The sequence below is a fragment of the Haloferax gibbonsii genome, assembly GCF_001190965.1.
GTDB lineage: Archaea > Halobacteriota > Halobacteria > Halobacteriales > Haloferacaceae > Haloferax > Haloferax gibbonsii.
Window position 1 is genome coordinate 1,137,296 of record NZ_CP011947.1, and the last position, 23,549, is coordinate 1,160,844.

Below are 23,549 nucleotides of genomic sequence, written 5' to 3' on the forward strand. Positions count from 1 at the left end.
ACGGTCGCGGAGGCCGAAAGGTTTTGTTCGCCGCGGGCGCGAGGGCACACCAGATGTACCGATTCGGTCACTGGGGCGTCTCGCTCCTCGTGTTCGCCCCCCTCGGCTTCGCGCTCGTGCAGGCCGGCCGCCCGGAACTCGCGTTCGCCGCCGGCGCGGCGATGTGCTGGCTGGCGATGCTCCCCGACTACGACATGCGCGTCCCCGGCATCTCCCACCGCGGGCCGACCCACACGGTCCTCTTTGCGGCCCTCGTCGGCGGCGTCGGCGGCGGCGGCGCGTACCTCCTCGCCAGCAACGCCGGCCAACCCGAGGCCGCGGCGACGGCGCTCGGCGCGTTCGGCTTCGCCGTGGGCGCGCTCACCGTCCTCGCGCACCTCCTGGCCGACGTGCTCACGCCGGCCGGCATCCGCCCCTTGTGGCCGCTTTCGTCCCGGAAGTTCACGCTCTCGTTGTGGACCGCGGACAACACCGTCGCCAACTACGGCCTGTTCGCCGTCGGCGTGTTCGCCGTGGCCGCGGCGGCGTACCTCTCGGTCGCGCTCTGAGCGACCCCGGACTCGGGACGGCGAGCGCCCCTCGAACCTGAGGAATCGTTAAGGTCCGCCCGGGAGAGCGGAGACGCATGGACGACGACGCCATGCGCCGCTTCCCGGTGCCCGACCGCGACGACCTCCCGGACGACCTGCGCGAGCGCATCGACGACGAGACCGAGCGCGCCGGCTTCACCCCGAACGTCTTCGCCGCCTTCGCGTACAAGCCCTCGCACTTCCGGCCCTTTTTCGAGTACCACGACGCCCTCGTCGAGGACACCGACCTCGAACGCCACGAGGTCGAGATGATAATCGTGGCCGTCTCCGGCGTCAACCACTGTTACTACTGCAACGTCGCCCACGGCGCGCTGGTCCGCATCTACGCGAAAGACCCGCTGCTCGCGGACCAACTGGTCGCCAACTACCGCACCGCCGACATCCCCGAGAAGCACAAGACGATGCTCGACGTGGCGGTGAAACTCACCGAGTCGCCCGTCGAGGTCGGCGAGGACGACCTGCAGCGACTCCGCGACGCCGGCTTCTCCGAGGAGGCGGTCTGGGACATCGGCGCGGTCACGGCCTTCTTCAACCTCAGCAACCGCATGGCGATGTTCGCCGACATGCGGCCGAACGAGGAGTTCCACACGCTCGGCCGAGAGCCGCGCGACGACTGACTCGGAGGATAGTAAACAGTACCACGGTCTGTGGTAGCAATCGGCGGAATCCTTATGGCCGATAGCGGTGCATTTCGACACGCAATGGCGAAAGGTAAGGTTGCATTCTTCAAGTCCTCCGGCGGCTACGGCTTCATCGAGACCGAAGACCACGACGACGACGTGTTCTTCCACATGGAGGACATCGGCGGCCCCGACCTCGAAGAGGGCCAAGAAGTGGAGTTCGACATCGAGCAGGCCGACAAGGGCCCGCGAGCGGTCAACGTCACGCGACTCTGAGTCCGGCGCGTTCCGCCCGACGGCGACTCGACAGCGAACAGCGTTCTGCATTTTCACCCCGCCAGCCGCGGCGTTCGCGCCCCGCGGTCGCCGGCCTCGGTCGGGTCGTGGTCGCTCGTCGTCGCTCCGGTCGCTCGCCTCAGAGCGTTCCCGCTCGGCCCATCCGCCGAATCTCGTCGGCCCGCGCCCGGATGGCGTCCCACTCCTCGTCGTCCTTCCGGTCGACGTGGGAGTACATGAGTCCCATCCGACCCGTCCCCCGGAGGCGCTCTTCGTTCTCCTTCAGGAAGTCCCAGTAGAGCGCGTTGAACGGGCAGGCGTTCTCGCCGGTCGTCTTCGACACCGCGTAGGGACACGACGAGCAGTAGTCGGACATCTCGTTGACGTAGTTCCCCGACGAGGCGTAGGGCTTCGACGAGAGCACGTCGGTGCCGAACGAGCCCATGGCGACCACGTTCGGCGTCGTCACCCAGTGGTACGCGTCGACGAAGCCGAGGTGGAACCAGCGGTCGAGTTCCGCCGGGTCGACCCCGTAGACGAGCGCGAAGTTCGAAAGCACCATCAGGCGCTCGATGTGGTGGGCGTAGCCGCGGTCGCGGACGTGACCCACGGCCTCCGAGAGACAGCGCATGTCCGTCTCGCCGGTCCAGTACGCCTCCGGGAGCGATTCGGTCTGGTCGAGTTGGTTCGCCGCGGCCAGTTCGGGCATCGACCGCCGGTAGACGTGCCGCACGAACTCCCGCCAGCCGAGGACCTGCCGGACGAACCCCTCGGCGCTGTTGAGCGGGGCGTCGCCCGCCTCGTAAGCTTCCTCGACCGCTTCGACCGCCTCGCGCGGGTGGAGCAGGCCGAGGTTGATGGCCGCCGACAGCAGGGAGTGACAGAGCGCCCACTCGCCGTCGACCATCGCGTCCTGATACGGGCCGAACTCGGGAAGGCGGACCTCGACGAAGTGCGACAGCGCCTGCTTCGCCTCCTCGCGCGTTACCGGCCAGACGAACGGTTCTGGCGACCCCCACGCGTCGGGGTAGCGCTCGCGGACGAACCCGATGACCTCGCGCGTCGTCTCGTCCGGTTCGAACCGCGGGGCCTCGGGCGGCGTCCACCCCTCCGGCGGCGTCTCTCGGTTCCGGTCGTCGTAGTTCCACTCGCCGCCGACGGGGTCGTCGCCGTCCATCAGGACGCCCGTCTCCCGGCGGGCGTGTCGGTACCAGTGTTCCTGTCGGTAGGTGTCGGCGTCGCCGGCCCAGTCGTCGAAGTCCGTGGGCGTCGTGAGAAACAGGTCGTTCTCGACGAGCGTGAGCGACCCGCCGCGGGCGGCGACGAGTTCCCGAAGCCGCTCGCCCGCGCCGTGACTGGGCGGGTCCAGCATGACGAGGTCGTCGCCGGGGGCGGCGTCGAAGTAGCGGTCGAGCCCCTCGCCGAACGTCTCGGCTTCGACGTAGGTCACCTCGTACCCGCGCTCGCGGAGGTCGTCGCGGAAGTGCCGCATCGCCGAGAAGACGAGCGCGAGCTTCTGGGGATGGTACGGCAGTCGGTCGCCGAAGGCGTGGGCCTCTATCATCAGCACGCGGTCGTCGGACTGCGGCGGCGCGGCCGACGGGTCGAGTTGGTCGCCGAGGACCCAGACGGTCATAGGCGTCCCTTCGGCGGCGGAGAAAAGAGCGTGTCGGCCAGTCGATTGATTAGCGACGCGAGCCCGGTTGCGGGTCGACGTGTGCGGGCGCGAGCAGGTCCGCAATCGGCTGGTCGTCGAGCCACGACAGCAGGCGGACGAGCTGGTCCGCCGCGGCCTCGAACAGTTCCTCGCCGGCTTCGGGCGACGCGTCGGTCTGGTCGCCGAAGACGCCGTTTCCGGAGTTCTCGACGGCGTCGTAGAACGTCCGCGCGCCGTGTTCGCGGAGGTGGGCGTCGCTCAGGTCCACGACGCCGCCGTCGCGGGCCGAGTCGAGTTCGCCCTCGCGGACGAGGTCGCGGGCGATGTGCATGATCATCGAGGTCTCCTTCGGCCCGCCGTGGGGGCCGGGGTGGTCGAACAGGTCCGTCACGAGGTCCGGAATCGACTCGTCCCACATCCACTCGATGGCGTACATGGTGCCGTCGTCGCGGAGGCGGCGACCGACCTCCCGGAGGTGCTGGACGTTGCCGCCGTGGGCGTTGACGAACACGACCCGGTCGACGCCGTGGTACGCGAGGTTCCGCGTCATCGACTCCACGTAGTCGCGGAACTGCGGCGCGTCCACCCACATGGTCCCGTGGAACTGGCGGTGGTGCGGGCTGACGCCCACGTTGACGGTCGGCGTGCAGAGGTAGCCGGTCCGGTCGGCCGCCTCGCGGGCCAACGCCTCCGCGATGAGGTGGTCTGTGGCGAGCGGGAGGTGCGGGCCGTGCTGTTCCGTCGAGCCGAGCGGCACGACCGCGAGCGACGATTCGGCCACGTAGTCGCCGAGTTCGGGCCACGTCTGGTCCGCGATGTACATGGGCGTCACCAAGCGACGACGCCTAAAGAAAGGTGACAAAGGGGAAATGGGTTCCCCGGGCGACGCGGCTCAGTCCCGTTCCTGCGAGCGCAGTTCGATGCGGCGAATCTTCCCCGAGGAGGTCTTCGGCAGTTCCGCGACGAACTCGATTTCGCGCGGGTACTTGTACGGGGCCGTCTGCGCTTTCATGAACGACTGGAGTTCGTCCACGAGGTCGTCGGAGCCCTCGTGTCCGTCGGTGAGGACGACGAACGCCTTGACGATGCTGCCGCGTTCCTCGTGCGGGCTGGCGACCGCGGCGGCTTCCGCGACCGCCTCGTGGGAGACGAGCGCGTCTTCGACCTCGAAGGGGCCGATGCGGTAGCCCGCCGAGATGATGATGTCGTCGGCGCGCCCCTCGAAGAAGAAGTAGCCGTCCTCGTCGCGGGAGGCGAGGTCGCCGGTGCGGTAGTAGTCGCCCGAGAACGTCTTCTCGTCGAGGTTCGGCTTCTCGTAGTAGCCGTCGAAGATGCCGGGACAGCCGACCGGGACGGCGATTTCGCCGATTTCGTCGACGCCGACCTCCGCCTCGTTCTCGTCGATGATGGTCGTGCCGAGGCCGGGCGTCGGCTTGCCCATGCTGCCGGGTTTCACGTCGATGCCGGGGTAGTTCGTGAGGAGCGCGACCGTCTCGGTCTGGCCGTAGCCGTCTCGCGGGATGACGCCGAACGCCTCGCGGAACGCCTCGATAGGTTCGCGGTTGAGCGGTTCGCCCGCCGACAGCGCCTCTTTCAGTCGGAGGTCGTACGAGCCGAGGTCGCGCTGGGCGAACATCCGGTACTGGGTCGGGACGGCGCAGAGGCGGGTGACGCCCTCTTCTTCCATGATGTCGAGGAACGCGTCCGGTTCGAAGTCGCCGCGGTAGACGAACTGGGTCGCGCCGGTCGTCAGCCCGACGCCGACGGGGCTCCAGAACCACTTGGCCCAACCGGTTCCGGTCGTCGCCCAGAGCAGTTCGTCGGAGAGGTCGTCGTCGGCCGTGACGCCCCACCAGTAGGGGGCGTTGACGAGTTCGAAACAGCGCATCCAGCGGTGGCGGTGGCGGACCGGCTTGGGCTGGCCGGTCGTCCCCGACGTGTAGTTGATGGACATCGGGTCTTCGGCCCGGAGGTCGGGGCCGTCGTGGTCGGCGGACTCGTCGGCGACGAGGTCGGAAAACGAGGACCAGCCGTCGGCGTCGCCGCCGAGGACGACGAAGTTCGAAAGCGGCGTCTCGTCGCGCACCTCGTCGACCATGTCGACGAGCGACTCGTGGACGACGGCGGTCGTCGCCTCGCAGTCGTTCGCGCGGAACGCGATGTCCTTGGGCTTGAGCATCGAGGAACTGGGGACGAGCAGCGCGCCGCGCTTGAGCGCGCCGAGCTGGACGGCGAACACGTCGGGGTCGCGGGGAAGCAGGTGGATGAGCCGGTCGCCCTTCCCGACGCCCATGGATTCGAGCGCGTTGGCGAAGCGGTTCATGTCGTCCCGGAGGTCGCCGTAGGTCCGCTCCTCGCGGCCGCCGTCGGCGTCGCGGAACTTCAGGGCGACGCGGTCGCCGAAGGCGTCGGCGTGCGATTCGATGACCGCGGGGATGTTGTAGTCCTCGGGGATGTCCCACTCGAACGATTCCGACTCGGCCTCGTACTCGACTGCCATGGCTCGACAGACAGAACAGACCATAATAATTGTTCGTCCGGATTGTGCGAGGTCGCCGAGCCGTCAGGCCATCGGCGAGCCTTCCTGGGGGCCCTCACCGGGGGCGCTCACGCCCTCGTCGCCGTCGTCGGCGGACTCCCCGCGGAGCGCCAGCGCGAACGCGCCGAGGCCGACGAGGAGGACGACGAATTCGAGGATTCCCCCGAGGGGGACGAAGTCGAGGACGGCGAGGACGAACAGGCCGGCGAACAGCGCGGCCCAGCGGTTGTCGTAGTCCGCGAGCGACAGGAGCCACGTCCCGAGGACGAGCGCGCCGTAGATGCCCGCGACCCAGAGGGCGAGGACGAATCCGACCCCGCCGGCCAGCGAGAGCGGGATGCCCACGATGGTCAACAGCAGGAGCAGCAGGACGATGGGTATCGCGACGATGGCGAGGAGGCCGACGCTGCCGCTCCGCACGGCCTTCTTCGTCCCGAGGCCCGTCACGCGGCGGGCGAAGTCGGGAGCGACGAGGACGATAATCGCGCCGAGGACGAAGTTGGCGAGCAGCCAGTAGCCCGAGACCACCCAGCCGGGGATGACCGGGGCTTCGAACTGGCCGAACTGGAACGGCGCGCCGGCGACGACGGGACTGGCGACCACGAGGTCGTCGACCTGTCGCACGCCGCCGTCGACGACGGCCGCGGAGTCGACGGTCGCGGTCGCCGCGTCGTATTCGAGCGAGCCGCCGACCCGAGCGGTCGGGCCGACGGCGAACTCGTCGGCCCCGACGCGGACGTTTCCGGCGACCGCGCCGTCGAGCTGGACGGTGCCGCCGGCGGCGTCTAACGACCCGCCGATGTCGGCGGTGTCGCGGACGAACACCGCGCCGCCCGCGAGGCTCACGTCGCCGCCGACGGTCCCTTCGAGGGTCGCGGAGCCCGCGACGCCGTCGAGGTTCCCGTCGACGGTTCCGGTCTCAGTCAGGAGGACGGTCCCGGCCGTCGCCGACACGTCGCCGGTCACCGTCCCGGCGATGACGACCGTGCCGCCGACGGCTTCGAGGTCGCCGTCGACGGTCTCGCCTTCGCCGACGACGACGGTCCCGCCGGCCGCCGGGCCTTGTTGTGCGGCCGCGACGCCCGCGAGCGACCCCACCACGAGGAGGCTCAGGAGGACCGCGACCAGTTGTTTCGTTGTGAACATCGGAATCACCGAGGCAACGCCTCGGATGAATGATAGGACTCGCAGCGGCATAAATCGAGAGAGACGGTTTCAAACCCCGAGAAACGGCCGTTTTACCTGAATCTCGTGAGTCGACGACCGGCCGAGAAGGGAGGGTCCCCGCCGCGGCTACCGCTTGGTCCACCTTTTTGCCGACTCGCGGGGATGTTCCGGCATGGAGTACACGACGCTCGGAGACACCGGCATGGAGGTCTCCCGCATCTGTCTCGGCTGTATGAGCTTCGGCACCCCGGAGTGGCGCGAGTGGGTCTTAGAGGAGGAGGCGGGCCTCGAACTGGTCGACCGCGCCATCGAACTCGGTATCAACTTCTTCGACACCGCGAACATGTACTCGAACGGCGAGTCCGAGCGCGTCCTCGGGAAGGCGCTGGAGGGCCGCCGAGACGAGGCCGTCGTCGCCTCGAAGGTGTACTTCCAGATGGACGAAACCGACCCGAACTCCGGCGGCCTCTCGCGGAAGGCCATCGAGCAGGAACTCGACAACTCGCTGGACCGCCTCGGGATGGACAGCCTCGACCTGCTGCAGATTCACCGCTACGACGACGACACGCCCATCGAGACGACGATGCGCGCGCTCGACGACGCGGTTCGCCGCGGCAAGACGCGCTACGTCGGCGCGTCGTCGATGTGGGCCCACCAGTTCGCCGAGGCGCAGTACACCGCCGACTCGCTCGGACTGGACCGCTTCGCCACGATGCAGAACCACTACAACCTGCTCTACCGCGAGGAGGAACGCGAGATGCTCCCCCTCTGCGAGAAGCAGGGCGTCGGCGTCATGCCGTGGTCGCCGCTCGCCCGCGGCTACCTCACCCGCCCCCACGAGGAGTTCGAGGCGACGACCCGCGGCCGGACCGACGAGCACGCCAAGGGCCACCCGTACTTCGAGGGTGGCGGCCGCGAAGTGAACGAGCGCGTCGAGGAACTCGCCGACGAGAAGGGCGTCAAGATGGCGCAACTCGCCCTCTCGTGGGTGCTCCACAAGGACTGGGTGGACGCGCCCATCGTCGGCACGAGCAGTATCGAACACCTCGAAGACGCGGTCGAGGCCCTCGACATCAAGCTCTCGGACTCCGACATCGACTACCTCGAAGCGCCCTACCGGCCGGTTCGCGTCTCCGGGCACGACTAGGGCCAAGGGAAACAGCCTTCAGCACCCGCCGAGAGCGTCGGTTGTGTACCGGACACTCGCTCGAATCGCCCGCGACGAGCCGGAGACGGCGATTCTCGGCGTCGAGTCGCTCCTCGCGGCCGGCGTCCTCCTCGGCGTCGCGCTGACGCTCGTCTCGCCGCTCGCGTCGTCGCTCCCGCTCGCAGACGTCGGCTTCGGGCTCGCGGCCGCCGCGACGGTGCTTCTCACGGTCGTCTCGCTCCTGGCCGCGTCGCGGCGAATCGCCCTCCTTCTCACCGGCCGCGGCGGTCTGCGAATCGAGACGTTCTGGCGGCTCCTCGAACTGCTGCTCGCGTTTCTCGTCGCCGGCATCGTCGCGTTCGCGGTCCAGCTCGGCGAGTTCGCGGCGACCGTCCCCGACCCGCGGGGCGGCGGCGTCTTCGTCGGCCTGTTCTTGGCGTTCGTCCTCGCGGGCGTCGGCCTCGCCGTGGTCGTCTGCCTCCGCGGGATGTGGCTCGTCGTGAACGCCGAGCTTCAGTCGGCGCTCGACGGGGTCTGAGCCGCGTCGATGCCGTCGAGTCGCTTCACCGCCCGGAGCGCGACGACGGCGATTGCGACCTCGGCGAAGCCGACGACGAGGAACGACGGGAGGTAGCCGACCGCGTCGGCGACGACGCCCCCGACGAGGAAGCCGGCGAGGAAGCCGAGGCTTCCGAAGACGTTGAACCCGCCGAGGGCCGCCCCGCGCTCGCCCGGCTCGGCGAGGTCGGTCACGAGCGCCATCGTCGCGGGCGCGACGAGCGCGCCGAAGACGCCGACGACGACCATCAGGCCCGCCGCGAGTTCGAAGACGGGGGCGAGCCCGACCGCGATGATGGCAACCCCGTAGAGCATCGACCCCGCGACGACGGGGACGAACCGGCCGACGCGGTCGGACAGCGACCCGAGGGGGTACTGCAGGAGCGCGAAGGGGACGAAAAAGAGCGCGAGCACCCCGCCCGCGACGGCGGCGTTCGCGCCAAACGTCTCGCGGAAGTAGTACACGCCGACGAGGGCGAAGAAGCCGGCCGTCATGCGGTCGATGAAGCCGAAGGCGTAGGGGACCGCGAACGCCGGGCGCGCGGCCAGTTTCTTGAGGACGACGCCGACGCCGACGCGGGTCGAATCGGGCGTCCGGTCGGTGACGGTCGTGACGAGCAGCGCGACGGCGGTGAGCGCCGCGGCGGACGCGTACAGCGGCGCGAGCGGGTCGATGGTGGTGAGTTGGCCGCCGACGACCGAGCCGAGCGCCGCGCCGAGGCCGATGGCGATGCCCGCCGCGCCCATGTTCCGTCCGTTGCCTCCGGAGAGGTCCGCGAGCATCGTAATCGACAGCGAGAACGCGCCGATGGTCATCGCGCCGCCGACGAGGCGGACGGCGAGGACCGCGCCGAAGGTCGCGTCGAGCCACGGGAGCGTCGCGAGCGCGAGGAGCGCGACGTAGCTGGCCGCGCCGCCGAGCGCGCCCGCGACGATGAGCCACGTCCGCCGACCGAGGGCGTCCGAGAGCGCGCCCCAGACGCTGGAGAAGGCGACGAACGAGGCGAACTCCGCGACGAGAAACAGCATCCCGGCCGAGAGGTCGTACTCCCCCTGTCCGCCGCCGAGGGCGGTCACGAGGTCGGAGACGCCCGGGTAGAGGAGCACCTGCGAGACGAGGACGCCCCAGACGGCGAGGGCGAGTGTCGCTCGTTCGCGGCGCGTCGAGTCCATACGGGGTCGGTCGGTCCGGACGAAAATAGCCCTGTCCTTGTTCGACTCGGTTGCCGTTACCCGAGGCGAACGGGGCCGAATTCGAGAAAGGCCGTCTCGTAGCCCTCGTGGCGGGCGACCTGCGGCGGCACGTCCACCGCGAGGTCCGCGGTCGCGTCGTCGCCGGCGAGCCCCGGAACCGACGCGCCGTAGTGGAAGCCGAGGTCGGCGTCGAGGCCGGGGTCGAGCCGGCCGTCGAAGCGGGTCGACCCGCCGGACGCGACGGTCGCGGTGAGCCCCAGCCGCGGGACGAGAAGGCGGTTGTAGGGCGTCTGCGGGGAGACAGCGAGGTAGGGGTCGTCGCCGAAGCGGTCGGCATCGAGGACGGTGCCGACGAGTCGGAGGCTGCCCGTCGTCGCCGACCCGAGCGCCGTCCCCGGAAGCGTCTCGGGGGCGCGGCCGAGGGGAAGCCCGTCCATCTCCATCGGCTTGACCGCGCCGGGGTCGCCCTGCTGGTCGTCGAGCGTCGTGTACGGGAGGTCGTCGCGGTCGCGGGCGCTGTACTCGAAGTCCAGCGTCGCGGTCGCCGGGGAGTCGAACCGGCCGACGAGGTCGCCGAACAGGCGCAGGGAGGGCGCGCCCACGTCCACCGTCACCTCGTAGGTCCCGTCGCCGTCGAGGCCGAAGTTCGAGCCGTAGTGAAAGCCCATCCGCTGGGAGAGCATCGCGTAGACGACCTCCTCGCTCACGAGGTCGCCGTCGCGGGCGATTTCGAGCGAGAGGCCGGTGTCGGGGACGACGACGCCCGTCTCGGCGTCCCAGACGGACGCCATGAGATGCACGTCGGCGCCGGCCTCGACCGAGATTTTCGACGTGCCGAAGCCGTCGCCCTCGTCGGACATCACCCAGAACCGGTGGGGATAGCTGTAGAAGACCCCCACCCGGAGGTCGCCGGCGTCCGCGCTCCCGACCATGCGCATCCCCTCGGTGTGGGTCGGGACGTACACCTCGTCGGGGCGGTTCGAGACGACCGGCGGTTCGTTCGACGTGTAGAGTCGACCGAGTTCGGCGAGACAGCCGGAGAGCCCGGCGGTTGCGACGGTCCCGCTCGCCGCGAGAAACCGACGCCGACTCGTCATGCCTCCCGGAGCGCGGTGAGGTCGTCGATGAGCGTCTGTTCGTCCGGTTGGTTGCCGCGGTAGGTCCGCTCGACGTAGCCGTCGCCGTTGACGAGCGAGACGAGCCCGAGGTGGGTGAACATGTAGTTGCCCTCGTCGTTCGGCTCGTTCTTCTGGAAGAAGACGCCGAACTGGTCTTCGACGACCGACTTCGCCTCGGCCTCGTCGGCGGGGCGGAGGAAGTGCCAGTTGCCCGCGTCCATGTCGACGTTCATCTGGTCGGCCTCCGCGCGGAAGGCGTCGGCGTCGTCGCGAGCGGGGTCGAACGTGATGGGGTAGAACGACACCTCGTCGGCGTAGCCCTCGCTGACCGAGTGAATCTGGACCTCTCGGAGCGCGCTGATGAGGACCGGACAGACGGTCATGCAGTTGGTGAAAAAGTACGTGTGGAAGTGCGGCACGTCGATGTCGCGCACGGACACCTCACCCCCCGCGATGGGGTCCGCGAGCGTCACGTCGGGGACCTGCTGTCCCCACGCCGGGTAGGGGAGGTCCTCGCTGGACACGTCGTTCTCGCGGTCGGGCTTCGACAGCGAGACGTTGGGATTGGCGTCGCCGCCGCCGAGACAGCCCGCGAGACCGAGCGCCGCGCCCGCCCCCGCGGCGCGGAGATACGTTCGTCGTTTCATTACCCACCGCTAGCGGCCCGATACTCAAATGCCGTTTGGTGTGCGTTTCGAACGCCAGCGCGCGTGTTCTCGTCTCGCACGACCGCGGCGAAATCTTCGACGCACACACCAGAACGGACTTCCCCGAGAGGTCCCTAGCCGGGGTATGTTCGACGGGTCTCCGTCCCGCCGGGAGTTCCTGAAGGCCGCGGTCGCGGCCGGGGGCGCGGCGGCGCTCTCCGCCTGCCTCGACAGGGCACCGGACGACCCCGTCCCGGCGGGGACCGACGCGTTCGAGACGCTCCCGAGCAGGCAGCACGCGTGGAACGAGTTCTGCCGGGCTGACGACCACGGCAACGTCGAGATGCCCCGGCATCAGGTGCTTCTCTACCTCGACCTCGCGGGCGAGGGACCGCCCGCCGAGGCCGACCGCGAGGCCGTCGAGAACGCCTTCCGCGTCCTCGACCGCGCCTACGAGCGGAGCCACGAGGGTGTCATCTGGTCGGTCGCCTACTCCCCGCGGTACTTCGACCGCTTCGACGACCCGCTCCCGGCGGGCGTGGACCTGCCCGAACCGCGGGCGCTGTCGCCCTTCGAGACGCCCGAGTTCGACCGGCAGGACGCGCTCGTCCACCTCGCGTCCGACCGCGCCGACGCGGTCCTCGAAGCCGAACAGGCGCTCCGCGGCGAGGTCGACGAGGCCAACGGCGTCGCCGTCGACGCCGACCTCTCGGGGGTCTTCTCAGTGGACTCCAGACGGACGGGCTTCGTCGGGGCCGGCCTCCCGGCGGAACACCAGTCCGACCTGAACGGCGTCCCCGAGGGGAACCCCGTCCCCGAGGAGTCGCCGCTGTTCATGGGGTTCAAAGCCGGCTTCGCCAAGAATCAGGCCACCGAGGAGTACGTCACCATCGACGCGGGGCCGTTCGCGGGCGCGACCACGAAGCACGTGGCGAACGTCCGCCAGCGCCTCTCGGACTGGTACGACGAGGAAGACCGCTACCATCGGGTCATGAAGCTGTTTTCGCCTGCCCACGCCGAGCAGGACCTCGTCGAAGGCGTCGGCGACAACCTCGGTGACGACAGCGGCATCGACGCGATGCTCGACAGCCTCCGCGACGACGCCTTCGAGTTCGGCCACGTCGGCCACGCCCAGAAGGCCGCCCGCGCCAACCGCGACGACGAGGGCAACGTCAAACTGCTCCGCAGACACTTCGAGTCGGCCGACGACGGCGTGGCGAGCCTGCACTTCCCGTCGCTCCAGCGCGGCATCTCCGAGTTCGAGGCGGTCCGCGAGGCGATGAACGGCACCGACCTGACCGACGTGCCGACCGTCCGCCAGCGCGTCAACAACGGCATTCTGGAGTACATCTTCGTCAAGCGCCGCGGCAACTTCCTCGTGCCGCCGCGGGAGATTCGGTCGCTGCCGACGCCGACCGGCGAGGCTCCGGGGCTGGGCGACTGAGTCGGCCGCCGCGGGCTATCGGGCGGCCGACCGCCCGCCCCCTCAGACGTGTCCCAAGAACGACAGCGCCAGCCAAATCTGCCAGAGACCGGCGAGCACCATCACGCCCGCGGCGACCTTCTGGACCGAGCCGACGTGGCCCGACAGCGACCGGATTCGGTCGCCGCCGAGCGCGGCCGCGACGGTGACGACCGCGAGCGGGAGCGCGGCGGCCGCGGCGTAGGCCCCCAGCGAGACGACCGCCTGCGGGGTCGGGAGCGCGAGCGACTGCGTGACGACGCCGAGGAAAATCGGGACGACGCAGCCGGCGGCCGCGAGGCCGTACACCGCGCCGAAGACGCCGAATCCGGTCACCGACGACCGGTACTCCGGGAGGACGACGTGGAGGCTCGGCGCGCGACCGGAGAACATGAGGACGCCGAAGCCGACGAGGGCCACGCCGACGAGCGGTTCGAGGAGCGCGAGGTGCGAGGCGATGCGGCCGCCGACGACCGCGAGCGCGCTCCCGATAGCGCCGAGGACGAGCAGGGCGGCGAGCGAGGCGACCGACCCGCGGACGGCCGCGCCGCCGAGGTCGGCCTCCTCGCGGGAGAGGTAGTAGCCGACGTAGCCCGGGAGAAGCGGGTAGGCGCAGGGCGCGAAGAAGGTGGCGACGCCCGCGCTGACGGCGAACGCGAGCGTGCCCGCGAACCCGGGGTCGAGTCCCAGCACGGGACCGAGACCGAACCCGGGCATCAGGCGACGTCCTCGACGGCGGCGCGGAGGTTCTCCTCGCTGGCGAGGCCGCGGTGGGTCCACGACACCTCGCCGTCGGCGTCGAAGACGACGAGGTACGGGAGGCCGTTCGCGCGGACCGCGCGCATCAGGTTACTGTCGGGGTCGTGGCCGACCGTCCAGTTCCCGTCGTGTTCCGCCCACCACGCGCGGATGTCGTCCATCGTGAGGCCGCCGCCGAGGCGCTCGTTCGTCACCGAGACGAACGCCACGTCGTCGCCGAACTCCTCGTGGAGCGTCCGAAGCGACTCCATCTGGGCGACGCAGGGCGCACACCACGTCGCGAAGAGGTCGAGGACGGTCGGCGTCCCGTCCGCCGGGATTTGTGCCTCGCCGGCCGACGACCCCTGTGCCTCCACGGTGTCGACGACGAGCGGGAGGTCGCCGGAGTCGGGCGACGCGGTTGCCGAGTCGGTTCCGGTGCCGTCGTCTCCGGTTCCGGCGGTCGCTGTGGTCGTCTCGGCGGACCCCTCGGGGGTCGAACCGTCGCCGAGACAGCCCGCGAGGCCGGCGACGCTCGCGCCCGCGAGAAGAGAGAGGAGGGCGCGTCGTCTCACCGGTCGTCACCTCGTCGGGGTCGGCGGAGCGGTCGCGTCGCGTGCATACTCGTGGCTAGTGAATCTCTGCGTAAAGAGTCGCTGGTGTCGTGCGCGAATCCCGCGAGAGAGGTAGTGTGCGAGTCGAAACCGGTTATCGAGCGTCCTCGACGGCGCTCTGGAGGTCGGACCACCGCGGGGGGACCTGCTCGCCGTCGACGAGGACGGTCGGCGTCCCCTGGAATCCGCGCTCGTCGACGGCCTCGGTCCGCTCGGCCTCGATGAGCGGACGGTAGCGTTCCCGGGAGGCGGCCGCGGCGACCGAACAGCCGTCGAGGTCGGCGTCGTCCGCGAGCGACCGGAGCGTCGAGAGCGAGCCCTCGGCGTCGCCGCCGGTGAACTCCGACTGGTTCTCGTAGAGCGTGTGGGCGAACTCGAAGAAGGTCTCGTCGTCGGCCTCGTCCTGGACGGCGCGGGCCGCCGAAGCGCCCTTCCACGACCACCAGTCGTCGACCGGAATCGGGAGGTCGTGGTGGCGGTAGCGGACGACGCCCTCCGAGACGTACTCGGACCGGAGTTGCGGAGCGACCTCGACCGCGAAGGTCGCGCAGTGAGGGCAGGCGAAGTCCTCCCAAACGTCGACGACGACGCTCGCGTCCTCGGCCCCGATGACGGGCGTGGGGAGCGAATCGACCGTGTCGCGTGCGGGGACCTCGCAACCGATGGCGGCGACGGCGTCGTCGCCGGAACCGCCGCTTCCGCCGCCGAGACAGCCGGCGGTTCCCAGCGTCAGCGCACCCGCCGTGGCGGCGAGGTAAGCGCGTCGTGTGTTGCGCATGGTCGGGGTCGGGGACGAACGAACTTAGATTCTCCGAGGCGAATCGCGGGGTTTCGGAGGCCCTTGCCGCTTTTCGTGGTTCGGTTCGGGAACCGCGGCGGCGGCGCGATGGACGGTCGGCGGCCTTTTGCCGGCTCTCTCCCGTCGCCGCTCGAACGACACCGCTTAAGCCTCGCGTGGCGTCACCCGACACGTGCCAACCGTCCACTTTCGCGGCCGGGAAATCGAGTGCGACCGCGGGGACGTGCTCCGCGACGTGCTTCGAGCGGCCGGCGAACCGCCGCACAACGGTCACTCGTCGTGGTTCAACTGCCGCGGCGGGGGCTCGTGTGGCACCTGCGCCGTCCGGGTTCGCGGCCCCGTGACCTATCGGACGAAAAAGGAGCGCCGCCGGCTCCGGTTCCCGCCGCACGACTCCGACTCGGGGCTCCGACTCGCGTGCCAGACGGTCGTCCTCGGCGACCTCTGGGTGGAGAAGTACCCCGGGTTCTGGGGCCAACGCGTCGAAGCCGACGAGAGCGAAACGGGAGACGCGCAGGACGCAGAAGACGCGCAGGGACCGACCGGCTGAGCCGGCGGCCCGGTCAGTCGCCGGCGACGTGGTCGTACCACGACAGCAGGTCGTCGCGGTCGCGGGTGTCCGGCGGGAGCTCCGAGACGCGGAACCACCGCGCGGCCGATATTTCCTCGTCGGGGTCGTTCACGCTGAGCTCCGCGGCCTCGTCGGCGCGGGCGCGGTAGACGGGCATCACGCCCCACGTCTGGTGGCCGTCGCAGCGGATGTCGACGCGGGTGGCCATCGCGAGGCCGCCGTAGTCGGCGGTGATGCCGGCCTCCTCGGCGAGTTCGCGCCGGGCGGCCTCGGTGAACCCCTCGTCGCCGTCGACGCCGCCGCCGGGGAGGACCCAGAGGTCGACGCCCTCGTGGCGGACGAGCAGTATCTCGTCGTCGCGGCGGCGGACGACGGTGTGGACGCCGTAGGGCGTCCCCGTGGACTTCACGCGGGCGGCGAGCGTGCGAAACCGCGGGCGGGAGACGCGGCGGGTGTGGACCGGTTCGAGGTAGTCGGCGTCGGCGTGGCTCCGGCGCAGGCGGTGGTAGGCCTGCTCGGCGCGCTGGCGCGCCTCGTCGGCGAGGAACCACAGGTCGTCGACCGTCATCGGCGCACGGCCGGCGGTCGATGTGCGAGCGGGCGACTCGGCATAGCTCACGGTTCGGCGCGGCTCCACAAATCGGCTTCGACACGCGCCGTCGCGAGGTGGAGCCGGCGACTTCGCGGCCAATCATCGCCCTTTTATCCGGTGACGCGGAACCTGTGCGTATGAGCTTCGAGAAAGACGACAAGGTCGTTCTGCACGACAAGCACAGCGAGTTCGACGGCGAGACCGGGACGGTCACGCAGGTCATCGAGAGCATGTTCGGCGAGCCGACCTACACCATCAGCTTCGACGAGGGCCAGGAGGTCGGCATCGCGCAGGACCAGCTCGAAGCCGCCGACGCCGACGACGAAGCCGACGAAGAGTAAGCGACCGACACCGACCGACGCCTCTTAGACCCACTATGCCACGCGTTCCGTTCCACTACATCGACCTCCGAACGTTCTGTTACGAGACGGAAGACGAAAAACGGGTCGAGGAGGCGCTGCGGACGTTCCTCCCCGACGAGTTCGACGTCGACCGCGTCGAGAGCACCGGCCACCACGGCGACCGCATCATCGTCTTCTCCGCGCGCGTCGAGCGCGCGAACGACGTGCGGCACGTCCTCGCCAAGATTCGCGACCTCCCCGACTTCGAGACGCTCCTCGACGAACTCGACCAGCGCGTCACGGACAACACGGAGTTCTTCCTGCGGCTGGACAAACAGGCCGCGTTCAAGGGCGAGGCCCGCCGCGGCGGCGGGCTCACGCTCCGCGCGAAAGTCGAAGCCTATCCGGCGAAGAAGGAGGCCGCGGTGGAGAACGCCCGGGAAGCCCTCCTCGGCGACGAGTAGGGCCGCGAGTCGGGCGAGCGCGGTCGCGCTATTTTACTGGTCTTTCCACTTGATGGAACAGCCCTGCGAGGGGGACTCCTCGACGGGGATGTCGTCGCCGGCGAGGAGCGCCTCGACGGCCGTGCGCATCTCGTAGTCGGTCACCTCGTCGTCGGGGCTCATCGCGTCGTCGATGCGGGAGTGGAACGCGAGTTCGAACCCGTCGCCGGTGTTCTCGAAGAGGAACGGGTCGGGCGTGCAGACCGCGCCGTACTCGGCGGCGACTGCCTGCGACTCGTCGCGGAGGTAGGCGGTGTACCCAATCGTGCCGTCCTCGACGAGTTCCTGCATCTTCTCGAAGGAGTCTTCGGGGCGGTCCTCGGCGTCGTTCGGGTTGATGCCGACGACCGCGAGGTCGTCGTAGGCGCTCGCGAGGTGGTTCAGCTCCTCGAACTTCGCCTTCGCGTACGGACAGTGGTTACAGGTGAAGACGACGAGGAGCGCGTCGTAGTCGACGAACGACGAGAGGGAGTACGTCTCGCCGTCGGTGCCGGGGAGTTCGAAGTCGGGTGCGGCGTCGCCGCGTTCGAGTTCGGAGTCGGATTCCAGGAGTACCATGTCGGCGCGTTAGCCCGCGAGCATCAAAAGCGGTTGGCCCGCGGCAGTTCCGCGTCGCCTTCGGCGGCGGTGTGAGCCCGCTCAGTCGATGGAGACGAGGGCGATTGCGAGGACGGCGAAGCCGATACCGGCCGCCTTACGAACCGTCAGCGGCTCGCCGAGCGCGACGATGCCGACGACCGACGAGAGCGCGAGGAACATCCCGAAGATGGGGGCGACGATGGAGACGGGACCGAGCGCGAGCGCCCGGTAGTACGCGAGGATGCCGACCGCGAGGCAGACGCCAGCGCCGAGGACGTAGGGGAGCTTCGAACTCACGACCGAGTCCGTGACGCTCTGCCCGGAGACGACGATGACCCCGACGGTTCCCGCAATGAGCACGCTGTTAGCGACCAGCGCGGCCACGTCGCTCGGAATCTTCCCCTGTCCCGTCGTCGCCACTTTCATCAGCGGCGCGACGAGGGAGTAGGCCCCGAGCGCGACGACCGCCCACGAGATGTAGTTCACGGATAGAACGGGGTCCCGAGTCGTGTATAGGGTTACGATTCGGCATCGAAACCGGGCGAACGAGCCGGGATAACACGGGGACGGAATCGGAGTACTCGGTTTAGAATCAAGTACAAAATTCTCCTCTAAGTAGACGAAGTAGACCATATACGGGCCACGTCCAAATTTTTATCAAGTATTATCGCATATTGGTGTGTATGTCCCAGGAAGTACAACCCTCGGTCATCGCGCACACGTGGGACGACCCGACTCGGTGTCCGTTCTGTCTCGACGAACTGGAGAGCGAAGGAGAGGGGTTCATGAACCACCTCGAAGAGAGCCCCATCTGTCAACAGGGGTTCGGCATGTGGCGCGACGCGGTCGCCGACGACGTTCGCGGCGAGTGGTCCGGATAGGCGGCCAAAAACGGTCGTTTTTCGCGACTCGGTCGGCTCACTCGGGAGCGACGCCGAGCTGCGACAGCATGGTCATGATGTCGGTGCTGTTCCACTCTTCGACGCACAGGCCGCCCTCGTAGCGTGCCTGCACCATACCCCACGTGTCCATCTTGCGGTGGGTCGCGGGGATGTCGCCGCGGGCGCTTCGGAGCGTCCCGTCGTGGGTGCCGGTCAGGTGATACCGGGCGTACACGCTGTCGTCCCGCGCCGCCACGTCGAACAGTTCCACGTGGAAGTCGGAGAAGGCGTCGTGGTACCGCCGGGCCCACTCCTCGACCGCGTCGGTCCCGATGATGCCGTCGGGGTCAGAGAAGGCGTGGACCTCGACCAGCGGGTCGTACTCCTCCCTGATGACCTCGTAGTCGCGTTTGTTCCACAGTTCGTCCGCCACGCGCAGGAACGACGCTCGGTGCTGTTGTTCTTTCTCGGATGTTGCTGCCATTTCCACCACCGTTCGGAGAGACGCGAGGCGACCGCTTAGTTATGAATTGTTGTCATCATGAACGTGGCCGGAGAAGGGAATCGGGATTCGGGCTCCCGCGACCGCGAAGTGTCAATGGAACTATCACCGCGGAGACGGAATCGCGGGGCATGTCCGCTGCTGTCTCGCCGATTGCGGTGTTCGTTCCGGCGCTCGTCTTCGGCGGCGCGGGGTTCGCGTTTCTGGGGCCGTTCGGTGCCGGGTTCGGCGCGGCCGTCGGCATCGCGCTCGGGGTGCTCGTGGGTCGAGGAGACGAGTACTGAGCGCGAACCACCGGAGTAACCGCCGCGAGCGAACGCGCCGTCGTCAGTCGCTCGGGGTCGCCTGCGGCCGCCGCGCCGACCCGTCGACCCGGCCGAGGAGCCACCGGGTCAACCCGAACGAGAGCAGGCCGAGGACCGCCACGACGCCGAAGGTGACGCGCACGCCGGCGAGGTCGATGAGCGCCCCGAACGCCGGTGGCGCGACGGCCCCGCCGAGCGAGATGCCGATGGTGACGACGGCGAAGTTCTTGCCGAGGTCGGCGCGCTCCGAGAGGCGGTCCGCGAGGGTCGACCGCGCCGGCCGGGAGACGCTGATGGTCCCGCTGAAGGGGAGAATCAACACGACGAGCGCGAGCGGGAGCGACCCGCTCGCCAGGAGCGCCGCCAGTCCGGCGAGCGCGGCGTAGCCGCCGAGGGCGACGTTGCCGGGGCCGACGCGGTCGGTGAGCGCGCCGCCGACGAGAATCGTCCCCGCGCCGACGACGAGCATCCCCGAGACGAGGAGGTTCGCCGCCCCCGGCGCGAGGTCGTAGCCGGCGGTGAGCAGTTGCGGCGAGTACGTCCGGATGCACCACGCGGCCGCCGAGGTGAGAAACGAGAGGAGCGCGAGGCCCATCAGCCCCGCCGACGAGAGGAGTGCCGACGCGCCCCGCCGAACGCCCGCGAGCGTGGGGCGAGACGACGGGCGGTCCTCCGCCGCCGGCTTCTTGATTCGCTCGGGGAAGCCGCGGGCGACCGGGAGCGCGACGAGCGCGAACGCCGCGCCGAAGACGGCGATGGCCGCGACGGTCCAGCGCCAGCCGAACCCGAGCGCGCCGACGCCGGCGGCGATGGCGTACGAGACGGCGAAGCCGAGCGACCCGCCGAGGGCGTGCAGCGAGTACGCCCGCCCGCGGTTCGTCTCCGAGGAGGCGGTCGCCAAAAGCGGGTAGTGCGCGGGGTGGTGGCCCGCGATGCCGACGCCGAGGAGCGCCTGCGAGGCGAGGAGCCACGGGTACGAGGGCGCGAGCGCGGTCGCGGCGATTCCCACCGCGCCGACGACGAGCGAGACCGCGAGGACGAGCGTCCGACTCCGCGCGTCCGAGAGGTAGCCGAAGGGGAGTTGCAGGAGCGTCACGACCCCGCCCTGAACGCCGATGGCGAGGCCGACGGCGGCGATACTCACGCCGAAGTCGTCGGCGACGAGGCCGATGACGGGCGCGAGCGCGACGAGGTAGGCGTGGTTGACGACGTGCGAGCCCGCGACGAGGCCGACCACGCGGCGCTCCTGTGTCTCCGTCACACCGGCCAATGGGGGGTGATTCGTGAAAAGCCCGCGGTCCGCGGCGATGTTGGTCCCGGGGTCGGATTAGCCGCGGCCGCGACGTTCCCCGCCGAGGCGCGCGCCGAGCCAGAGGTCGGCGAACGTGTCGAAGAAGTCCGCGCCGGTGTCGACGAGTTCGCGCTCGATGCCGAGCGCCTGACACCGCTCGTCCACCGCCGCGAGATGCGATTGGAGTCGGTCCGTGTACTGCCGCGCCGCCGACCCCCCGAAGTAGGTCCGGCGGGTCGCCTCGGACTCGGGGTCCTCGAAGATGGCGTCGCCCGTCGCCTCCGGGCCGAGTTCCTCGGGGGTGAGCACCTGCGCGACGAGCACGTCGTTCCGCGCGAGCGCGGCGAGGCCGGAAGCGACGTCGTCGGGGTCGAAAAGCAGGTCGCTCACGACCACCACGAGCGACCGCGAGCGGATGGTCTTGGCGTAGGTCGAGAGCGCGGCCGTGATGTCGCCGTCGCCGCCGGGCGTCGTCTCGTTGAGGCGCTCGACGAGCCGGAGCACTTCGCCGCGGCTCGACGCGTCGGTGTCGATGCGGTCGGGCAGGTCGCCGAGGAGCGAAAAGCGGAAGTCGTTGTTCTCCTCGGCCGTGAGGTGGCAGAAGCCGAGGCCGAGCTTCGCGCCGTACTCGAACTTGTTCGCGTCGCCCTCGCCGAAGTCCATCGAGGCCGAGGCGTCGAGGAGGACGTGGACCGTCAGGTTCCGCTCGGCCTCGAACCGCTTGATGAACAGCTCCTCGGTCCGGGCGTACACCTTCCAGTCGATGAGCCGCGGGTCGTCGCCGGCGGCGTACCGCCGGTGGTCGCTGAAGGTGAGCCCCTCGCCCACGTCCGGCGACTCCTGGTCGCCCTGCCGTCGGGCGTTCGAGACGCGCTTCAGCGAGGTGTCGAAGCGGTCGAGTTCGTCGAGGAAGCCGGGGTCTATCATCGGTGCGTCACTCGTTCAACAGCCGCGCAATCACGTCGTCGGGGTCGAGCCCCTCGCGCTCCGCCCGGAAGTCGAGGATGATGCGGTGTCTGATGACCGGTGGGGCCATCTCGACCACGTCCTCCCACGAGACGTGGGTGCGCCCGTGGACGAACGCCCGCGCCTTCGCGGCGAGGACGAGCGCCATGCTCGCGCGGGGGCTCGCGCCGAACTCGACCTGCTCGTCTTCGCGGGTCTTGCGGACCAGTTCGATGGTCCGGTCGCGGATGTCGTCGGAGATGGGGACCTGCCGCACGAGCCGTTGGGCCGCGAGCAGGTGGGTCCGCGGCAGGACGCGCTCGACTTCGGGCGACGCGCCGCCCTCGGCGTACTGCTTGACGATGGACCGCTCCTCGTCGAACTCGGGGTAGTCGACGAGAATCTTCATCAGGAAGCGGTCGGTCTGCGCCTCGGGGAGCGGGTAGGTGCCGCCCTGGTCGATGGGGTTCTGCGTCGCGAGGACGAAGAAGGGGTCCGGAAGCTCGTAGGTCTCGCCCGCGGCGGTCACCTGCTTTTCCTGCATGGCTTCGAGGAGCGCGGCCTGCGTCTTCGGCGTCGCCCGGTTTATCTCGTCGGCGAGGACGACGTTGGCGAAGATTGGCCCGCGCTCGAACACGAAGTCCCGACCGTCCGGCGTCTCGCGGATGATCTCGGTGCCCGTGATGTCCGAGGGCATCAGGTCGGGCGTGTTCTGCACCCGCGAGAACTGCAGGTCCGTCGCGTCCGAGAGGGCGCGCACGAGCGTCGTCTTCCCCAGTCCGGGGTTCGATTCGAGCAACGCGTTGCCGTCGCAGAGGACGCAGACGAGGAGTCGCTCGACCACGTCGTGCTGGCCGATGATGCGCTTTCCGACCTCGTCTTTGACCGCCGCGACGCTCGCCTGGAGGTCCTCGATGCTGAGGTCAAGGTCGTCGTCTGTCTCGACCGCGATATCGCCTTCGGCCGCGGTCTGCTGTCCGTCGTCGCCGAGCCAGTCTCGTTTGTCACTCATCGTCGTTCTCTCGTATCTTCAGGGTGTAGTCGCGAATCAGGTCGGCCTCTTCGAGCGTGTCGTCGGCGAGGTAGCCGGCGCGCTGGCTCTCGACGGCGCTGTCGCCGCCGTAGCCGGTCGAGTCGTAGGCCGCGGCCGACGACTCCGGTCCGTCGCCGCTCCCGCCGGTCCCGGCGACGGTGGCGTTCAACTGCTCCGAGCCGGCGTCCACGTCCTCGGGGTCGCCGAGAATCGAGCTCCCGTTCTGGAGCCCCGTCTCCTCGTCGGGTTGGTCGAGGCCCTCGCCCGCCGGCCCGCCGTCGCCGGCGAGCCCATCGAACTGGATGTCCGAGACGGCCACCTGGATGCTCCCCGCCGAGAGGAGCAAGGCGACGAGCAGCGCGCCGACGATGCGGCGGGTCGGCAGGAGCTCAACCGACGACGACTCCCGCAGGCGGGACAGCACGTCGTCGTAGAGCGCGACCGACATGCGCGAGTCGCGGTTCGGGTTCCCCTCGTCGGCGACGAGGTCGCGGGCGGTCCGAAGCGCCTCGGCGACGGAGGGGTTCACCGCCTCGAACTGCTCGACCGGCGGTACCCGCATCAGGATGAGGTACTCCGCGACGCCGACGAGGAGACCCACCGCGAGGGCGATCGGGACGGCGACGTGGACCGAGACGGCCGGGTCGACCCGCGGGAGGAAGCCGAGCGACACCGACGACTGGACGGGTAACTCGACGACCCGGAACGCGATGTTCGCCAACAGCGTCGCGACCGCGGCGTCGACGACGCTGGAGACGACGGCGGCCTTCACCGCCTCGCGGCGGACCTCGCTAACGGCGTCGGCCATCGCCTCGCGGCGGGTCGCTCCCGATTCCGAGCCGGCGGCCGTGTCTGGTGCGTCGGACGCGTCGGGTGCGTC

29 protein-coding genes are annotated in these 23,549 nt (G+C 69.6%); 11 read left to right on the forward strand and 18 right to left on the reverse strand.

Annotation, left to right across the window (positions count from 1 at the left end; genetic code table 11):
- Positions 1 to 53 precede the first annotated feature (53 nt).
- The 3 genes from ABY42_RS06005 (at position 54) to ABY42_RS06015 (ending at position 1,486) form a co-directional block, all read left to right on the forward strand.
- Positions 54 to 548: a metal-dependent hydrolase gene (locus tag ABY42_RS06005; RefSeq protein ID WP_004977344.1), complete on the forward strand. Its 495-nt coding sequence runs from the start codon at positions 54 to 56 to the stop codon at positions 546 to 548.
- Between the two features lie 77 nt (positions 549 to 625).
- On the forward strand, positions 626 to 1,207 hold the full coding sequence (locus tag ABY42_RS06010; protein WP_050458946.1) for a peroxidase-related enzyme: 582 nt from the start codon (positions 626 to 628) through the stop codon (positions 1,205 to 1,207).
- A gap of 84 nt (positions 1,208 to 1,291) precedes the next feature.
- Positions 1,292 to 1,486: a cold-shock protein gene (locus ABY42_RS06015; protein WP_004967996.1), complete on the forward strand. Its 195-nt coding sequence runs from the start codon at positions 1,292 to 1,294 to the stop codon at positions 1,484 to 1,486.
- A 139-nt stretch (positions 1,487 to 1,625) separates the two neighbouring features.
- Here ABY42_RS06015 and ABY42_RS06020 read toward each other — a convergent pair whose 3' ends face one another.
- The 4 genes from ABY42_RS06020 to ABY42_RS06035 all read right to left on the reverse strand — a co-directional run bounded on the left by ABY42_RS06020 (position 1,626) and on the right by ABY42_RS06035 (position 6,828).
- Positions 1,626 to 3,122 (reverse strand): cryptochrome/photolyase family protein, encoded by a 1,497-nt coding sequence (locus ABY42_RS06020; protein WP_050458947.1) that lies wholly within the window; start codon positions 3,120 to 3,122, stop codon positions 1,626 to 1,628.
- 49 nt (positions 3,123 to 3,171) lie between these two features.
- On the reverse strand, positions 3,172 to 3,966 hold the full coding sequence (locus ABY42_RS06025) for a creatininase family protein (RefSeq protein WP_004977339.1): 795 nt from the start codon (positions 3,964 to 3,966) through the stop codon (positions 3,172 to 3,174).
- A gap of 69 nt (positions 3,967 to 4,035) precedes the next feature.
- Complete coding sequence (locus ABY42_RS06030; protein WP_050458948.1) at positions 4,036 to 5,643, reverse strand: acyl-CoA synthetase; 1,608 nt, start codon at positions 5,641 to 5,643, stop codon at positions 4,036 to 4,038.
- A 63-nt stretch (positions 5,644 to 5,706) separates the two neighbouring features.
- Positions 5,707 to 6,828, reverse strand: coding sequence for a bactofilin family protein (locus ABY42_RS06035; protein ID WP_050458949.1), 1,122 nt, complete (start codon positions 6,826 to 6,828; stop codon positions 5,707 to 5,709).
- A 193-nt stretch (positions 6,829 to 7,021) separates the two neighbouring features.
- Between ABY42_RS06035 and ABY42_RS06040 the strand changes: the two genes are divergently transcribed.
- Together ABY42_RS06040 and ABY42_RS06045 are read left to right on the forward strand one after the other, a co-directional pair.
- Positions 7,022 to 7,996: an aldo/keto reductase gene (locus ABY42_RS06040; RefSeq protein ID WP_050458950.1), complete on the forward strand. Its 975-nt coding sequence runs from the start codon at positions 7,022 to 7,024 to the stop codon at positions 7,994 to 7,996.
- Between the two features lie 43 nt (positions 7,997 to 8,039).
- Positions 8,040 to 8,534: a hypothetical protein gene (locus tag ABY42_RS06045; protein ID WP_050458951.1), complete on the forward strand. Its 495-nt coding sequence runs from the start codon at positions 8,040 to 8,042 to the stop codon at positions 8,532 to 8,534.
- On the opposite strand, the gene ABY42_RS06050 is transcribed toward ABY42_RS06045, so the two are convergent.
- The 3 genes from ABY42_RS06050 to ABY42_RS06060 are packed head-to-tail and all read right to left on the reverse strand — an operon-like array spanning position 8,510 to position 11,513.
- A complete protein-coding gene (locus tag ABY42_RS06050; RefSeq protein WP_050458952.1) occupies positions 8,510 to 9,727 on the reverse strand; it encodes an MFS transporter in 1,218 nt (405 codons plus the stop codon). The two genes, ABY42_RS06045 and ABY42_RS06050, sit on opposite strands and share 25 nt — an antisense overlap.
- Before the next feature lie 56 nt (positions 9,728 to 9,783).
- Complete coding sequence (locus ABY42_RS06055) at positions 9,784 to 10,845, reverse strand: iron transporter (protein WP_050458953.1); 1,062 nt, start codon at positions 10,843 to 10,845, stop codon at positions 9,784 to 9,786.
- Positions 10,842 to 11,513: an SCO family protein gene (locus ABY42_RS06060; protein WP_050458954.1), complete on the reverse strand. Its 672-nt coding sequence runs from the start codon at positions 11,511 to 11,513 to the stop codon at positions 10,842 to 10,844. Before ABY42_RS06060 ends, ABY42_RS06055 begins: the two co-directional genes overlap by 4 nt.
- Before the next feature lie 145 nt (positions 11,514 to 11,658).
- Here ABY42_RS06060 and ABY42_RS06065 point away from each other — a divergent pair, with 145 nt between their 5' ends.
- Positions 11,659 to 12,957: a DUF7405 family protein gene (locus ABY42_RS06065; protein WP_050458955.1), complete on the forward strand. Its 1,299-nt coding sequence runs from the start codon at positions 11,659 to 11,661 to the stop codon at positions 12,955 to 12,957.
- Between the two features lie 42 nt (positions 12,958 to 12,999).
- Here ABY42_RS06065 and ABY42_RS06070 read toward each other — a convergent pair whose 3' ends face one another.
- The 3 genes from ABY42_RS06070 to ABY42_RS06080 all read right to left on the reverse strand — a co-directional run bounded on the left by ABY42_RS06070 (position 13,000) and on the right by ABY42_RS06080 (position 15,105).
- The gene (locus tag ABY42_RS06070) at positions 13,000 to 13,692 is read right to left on the reverse strand and encodes a cytochrome c biogenesis CcdA family protein (RefSeq protein ID WP_004977329.1); all 693 of its coding nucleotides are present in this window, start codon (positions 13,690 to 13,692) and stop codon (positions 13,000 to 13,002) included.
- Positions 13,692 to 14,288 (reverse strand): TlpA family protein disulfide reductase, encoded by a 597-nt coding sequence (locus ABY42_RS06075; protein ID WP_050458956.1) that lies wholly within the window; start codon positions 14,286 to 14,288, stop codon positions 13,692 to 13,694. Before ABY42_RS06075 ends, ABY42_RS06070 begins: the two co-directional genes overlap by 1 nt.
- Positions 14,289 to 14,421: 133 nt before the next feature.
- Complete coding sequence (locus ABY42_RS06080; RefSeq protein WP_050458957.1) at positions 14,422 to 15,105, reverse strand: DsbA family protein; 684 nt, start codon at positions 15,103 to 15,105, stop codon at positions 14,422 to 14,424.
- Positions 15,106 to 15,298: 193 nt separating this feature from the next.
- Here ABY42_RS06080 and ABY42_RS06085 point away from each other — a divergent pair, with 193 nt between their 5' ends.
- Positions 15,299 to 15,676 carry a 2Fe-2S iron-sulfur cluster-binding protein gene (locus ABY42_RS06085; RefSeq protein ID WP_004977326.1) on the forward strand — a complete coding sequence of 126 codons (378 nt, stop codon included), beginning with the start codon at positions 15,299 to 15,301 and terminating at the stop codon, positions 15,674 to 15,676.
- Between the two features lie 13 nt (positions 15,677 to 15,689).
- Here ABY42_RS06085 and ABY42_RS06090 read toward each other — a convergent pair whose 3' ends face one another.
- Positions 15,690 to 16,265 (reverse strand): NUDIX hydrolase, encoded by a 576-nt coding sequence (locus tag ABY42_RS06090; protein ID WP_004977325.1) that lies wholly within the window; start codon positions 16,263 to 16,265, stop codon positions 15,690 to 15,692.
- A 161-nt stretch (positions 16,266 to 16,426) separates the two neighbouring features.
- Here ABY42_RS06090 and ABY42_RS06095 point away from each other — a divergent pair, with 161 nt between their 5' ends.
- Both ABY42_RS06095 and ABY42_RS06100 read left to right on the forward strand, forming a co-directional pair.
- On the forward strand, positions 16,427 to 16,630 hold the full coding sequence (locus ABY42_RS06095) for a hypothetical protein (protein WP_004977323.1): 204 nt from the start codon (positions 16,427 to 16,429) through the stop codon (positions 16,628 to 16,630).
- Positions 16,631 to 16,665: 35 nt separating this feature from the next.
- Positions 16,666 to 17,094 carry an RNA-binding protein gene (locus ABY42_RS06100; protein WP_004977322.1) on the forward strand — a complete coding sequence of 143 codons (429 nt, stop codon included), beginning with the start codon at positions 16,666 to 16,668 and terminating at the stop codon, positions 17,092 to 17,094.
- A 33-nt stretch (positions 17,095 to 17,127) separates the two neighbouring features.
- On the opposite strand, the gene ABY42_RS06105 is transcribed toward ABY42_RS06100, so the two are convergent.
- Positions 17,128 to 17,691, reverse strand: coding sequence for a thioredoxin family protein (locus ABY42_RS06105; protein ID WP_050458958.1), 564 nt, complete (start codon positions 17,689 to 17,691; stop codon positions 17,128 to 17,130).
- 81 nt (positions 17,692 to 17,772) lie between these two features.
- Positions 17,773 to 18,198: an EamA family transporter gene (locus ABY42_RS06110; protein WP_050458959.1), complete on the reverse strand. Its 426-nt coding sequence runs from the start codon at positions 18,196 to 18,198 to the stop codon at positions 17,773 to 17,775.
- Between the two features lie 197 nt (positions 18,199 to 18,395).
- Between ABY42_RS06110 and ABY42_RS06115 the strand changes: the two genes are divergently transcribed.
- Positions 18,396 to 18,593 (forward strand): DUF7501 family protein, encoded by a 198-nt coding sequence (locus ABY42_RS06115; RefSeq protein WP_004977318.1) that lies wholly within the window; start codon positions 18,396 to 18,398, stop codon positions 18,591 to 18,593.
- A gap of 37 nt (positions 18,594 to 18,630) precedes the next feature.
- On the opposite strand, the gene ABY42_RS06120 is transcribed toward ABY42_RS06115, so the two are convergent.
- A complete protein-coding gene (locus ABY42_RS06120; protein WP_004977317.1) occupies positions 18,631 to 19,077 on the reverse strand; it encodes an ester cyclase in 447 nt (148 codons plus the stop codon).
- A gap of 149 nt (positions 19,078 to 19,226) precedes the next feature.
- Between ABY42_RS06120 and ABY42_RS19755 the strand changes: the two genes are divergently transcribed.
- The gene (locus ABY42_RS19755) at positions 19,227 to 19,379 is read left to right on the forward strand and encodes a hypothetical protein (protein ID WP_004977316.1); all 153 of its coding nucleotides are present in this window, start codon (positions 19,227 to 19,229) and stop codon (positions 19,377 to 19,379) included.
- 43 nt (positions 19,380 to 19,422) lie between these two features.
- Here ABY42_RS19755 and ABY42_RS06125 read toward each other — a convergent pair whose 3' ends face one another.
- From ABY42_RS06125 to ABY42_RS06140, 4 genes are all read right to left on the reverse strand, one after another.
- On the reverse strand, positions 19,423 to 20,661 hold the full coding sequence (locus ABY42_RS06125) for an MFS transporter (RefSeq protein WP_050458960.1): 1,239 nt from the start codon (positions 20,659 to 20,661) through the stop codon (positions 19,423 to 19,425).
- 66 nt (positions 20,662 to 20,727) lie between these two features.
- Entirely contained in the window at positions 20,728 to 21,618 is an 891-nt protein-coding gene (locus tag ABY42_RS06130; protein ID WP_050458961.1) for a DUF58 domain-containing protein, read from the reverse strand.
- A gap of 7 nt (positions 21,619 to 21,625) precedes the next feature.
- On the reverse strand, positions 21,626 to 22,648 hold the full coding sequence (locus ABY42_RS06135; protein WP_004977310.1) for an AAA family ATPase: 1,023 nt from the start codon (positions 22,646 to 22,648) through the stop codon (positions 21,626 to 21,628).
- Entirely contained in the window at positions 22,641 to 23,477 is an 837-nt protein-coding gene (locus tag ABY42_RS06140; RefSeq protein ID WP_050458962.1) for a DUF7502 family protein, read from the reverse strand. Before ABY42_RS06140 ends, ABY42_RS06135 begins: the two co-directional genes overlap by 8 nt.
- Positions 23,478 to 23,549: the final 72 nt, after the last annotated feature.

Bases quoted from the DNA above. Each gene is read 5' to 3' on its own strand.
- ABY42_RS06005 (WP_004977344.1), top strand. From the start codon at position 54: ATGTACCGATTCGGTCACTGGGGCGTCTCGCTCCTCGTGTTCGCCCCC.
- ABY42_RS06010 (WP_050458946.1), top strand. From the start codon at position 626: ATGGACGACGACGCCATGCGCCGCTTCCCGGTGCCCGACCGCGACGAC.
- ABY42_RS06015 (WP_004967996.1), top strand. From the start codon at position 1,292: ATGGCGAAAGGTAAGGTTGCATTCTTCAAGTCCTCCGGCGGCTACGGC.
- ABY42_RS06020 (WP_050458947.1), bottom strand. From the start codon at position 3,122: ATGACCGTCTGGGTCCTCGGCGACCAACTCGACCCGTCGGCCGCGCCG.
- ABY42_RS06025 (WP_004977339.1), bottom strand. From the start codon at position 3,966: ATGTACATCGCGGACCAGACGTGGCCCGAACTCGGCGACTACGTGGCC.
- ABY42_RS06030 (WP_050458948.1), bottom strand. From the start codon at position 5,643: ATGGCAGTCGAGTACGAGGCCGAGTCGGAATCGTTCGAGTGGGACATC.
- ABY42_RS06035 (WP_050458949.1), bottom strand. From the start codon at position 6,828: ATGTTCACAACGAAACAACTGGTCGCGGTCCTCCTGAGCCTCCTCGTG.
- ABY42_RS06040 (WP_050458950.1), top strand. From the start codon at position 7,022: ATGGAGTACACGACGCTCGGAGACACCGGCATGGAGGTCTCCCGCATC.
- ABY42_RS06050 (WP_050458952.1), bottom strand. From the start codon at position 9,727: ATGGACTCGACGCGCCGCGAACGAGCGACACTCGCCCTCGCCGTCTGG.
- ABY42_RS06055 (WP_050458953.1), bottom strand. From the start codon at position 10,845: ATGACGAGTCGGCGTCGGTTTCTCGCGGCGAGCGGGACCGTCGCAACC.
- ABY42_RS06060 (WP_050458954.1), bottom strand. From the start codon at position 11,513: ATGAAACGACGAACGTATCTCCGCGCCGCGGGGGCGGGCGCGGCGCTC.
- ABY42_RS06065 (WP_050458955.1), top strand. From the start codon at position 11,659: ATGTTCGACGGGTCTCCGTCCCGCCGGGAGTTCCTGAAGGCCGCGGTC.
- ABY42_RS06070 (WP_004977329.1), bottom strand. From the start codon at position 13,692: ATGCCCGGGTTCGGTCTCGGTCCCGTGCTGGGACTCGACCCCGGGTTC.
- ABY42_RS06080 (WP_050458957.1), bottom strand. From the start codon at position 15,105: ATGCGCAACACACGACGCGCTTACCTCGCCGCCACGGCGGGTGCGCTG.
- ABY42_RS06090 (WP_004977325.1), bottom strand. From the start codon at position 16,265: ATGACGGTCGACGACCTGTGGTTCCTCGCCGACGAGGCGCGCCAGCGC.
- ABY42_RS06095 (WP_004977323.1), top strand. From the start codon at position 16,427: ATGAGCTTCGAGAAAGACGACAAGGTCGTTCTGCACGACAAGCACAGC.
- ABY42_RS06100 (WP_004977322.1), top strand. From the start codon at position 16,666: ATGCCACGCGTTCCGTTCCACTACATCGACCTCCGAACGTTCTGTTAC.
- ABY42_RS06105 (WP_050458958.1), bottom strand. From the start codon at position 17,691: ATGGTACTCCTGGAATCCGACTCCGAACTCGAACGCGGCGACGCCGCA.
- ABY42_RS06115 (WP_004977318.1), top strand. From the start codon at position 18,396: ATGTCCCAGGAAGTACAACCCTCGGTCATCGCGCACACGTGGGACGAC.
- ABY42_RS06120 (WP_004977317.1), bottom strand. From the start codon at position 19,077: ATGGCAGCAACATCCGAGAAAGAACAACAGCACCGAGCGTCGTTCCTG.
- ABY42_RS19755 (WP_004977316.1), top strand. From the start codon at position 19,227: ATGTCCGCTGCTGTCTCGCCGATTGCGGTGTTCGTTCCGGCGCTCGTC.
- ABY42_RS06130 (WP_050458961.1), bottom strand. From the start codon at position 21,618: ATGATAGACCCCGGCTTCCTCGACGAACTCGACCGCTTCGACACCTCG.
- ABY42_RS06135 (WP_004977310.1), bottom strand. From the start codon at position 22,648: ATGAGTGACAAACGAGACTGGCTCGGCGACGACGGACAGCAGACCGCG.
- ABY42_RS06140 (WP_050458962.1), bottom strand. From the start codon at position 23,477: ATGGCCGACGCCGTTAGCGAGGTCCGCCGCGAGGCGGTGAAGGCCGCC.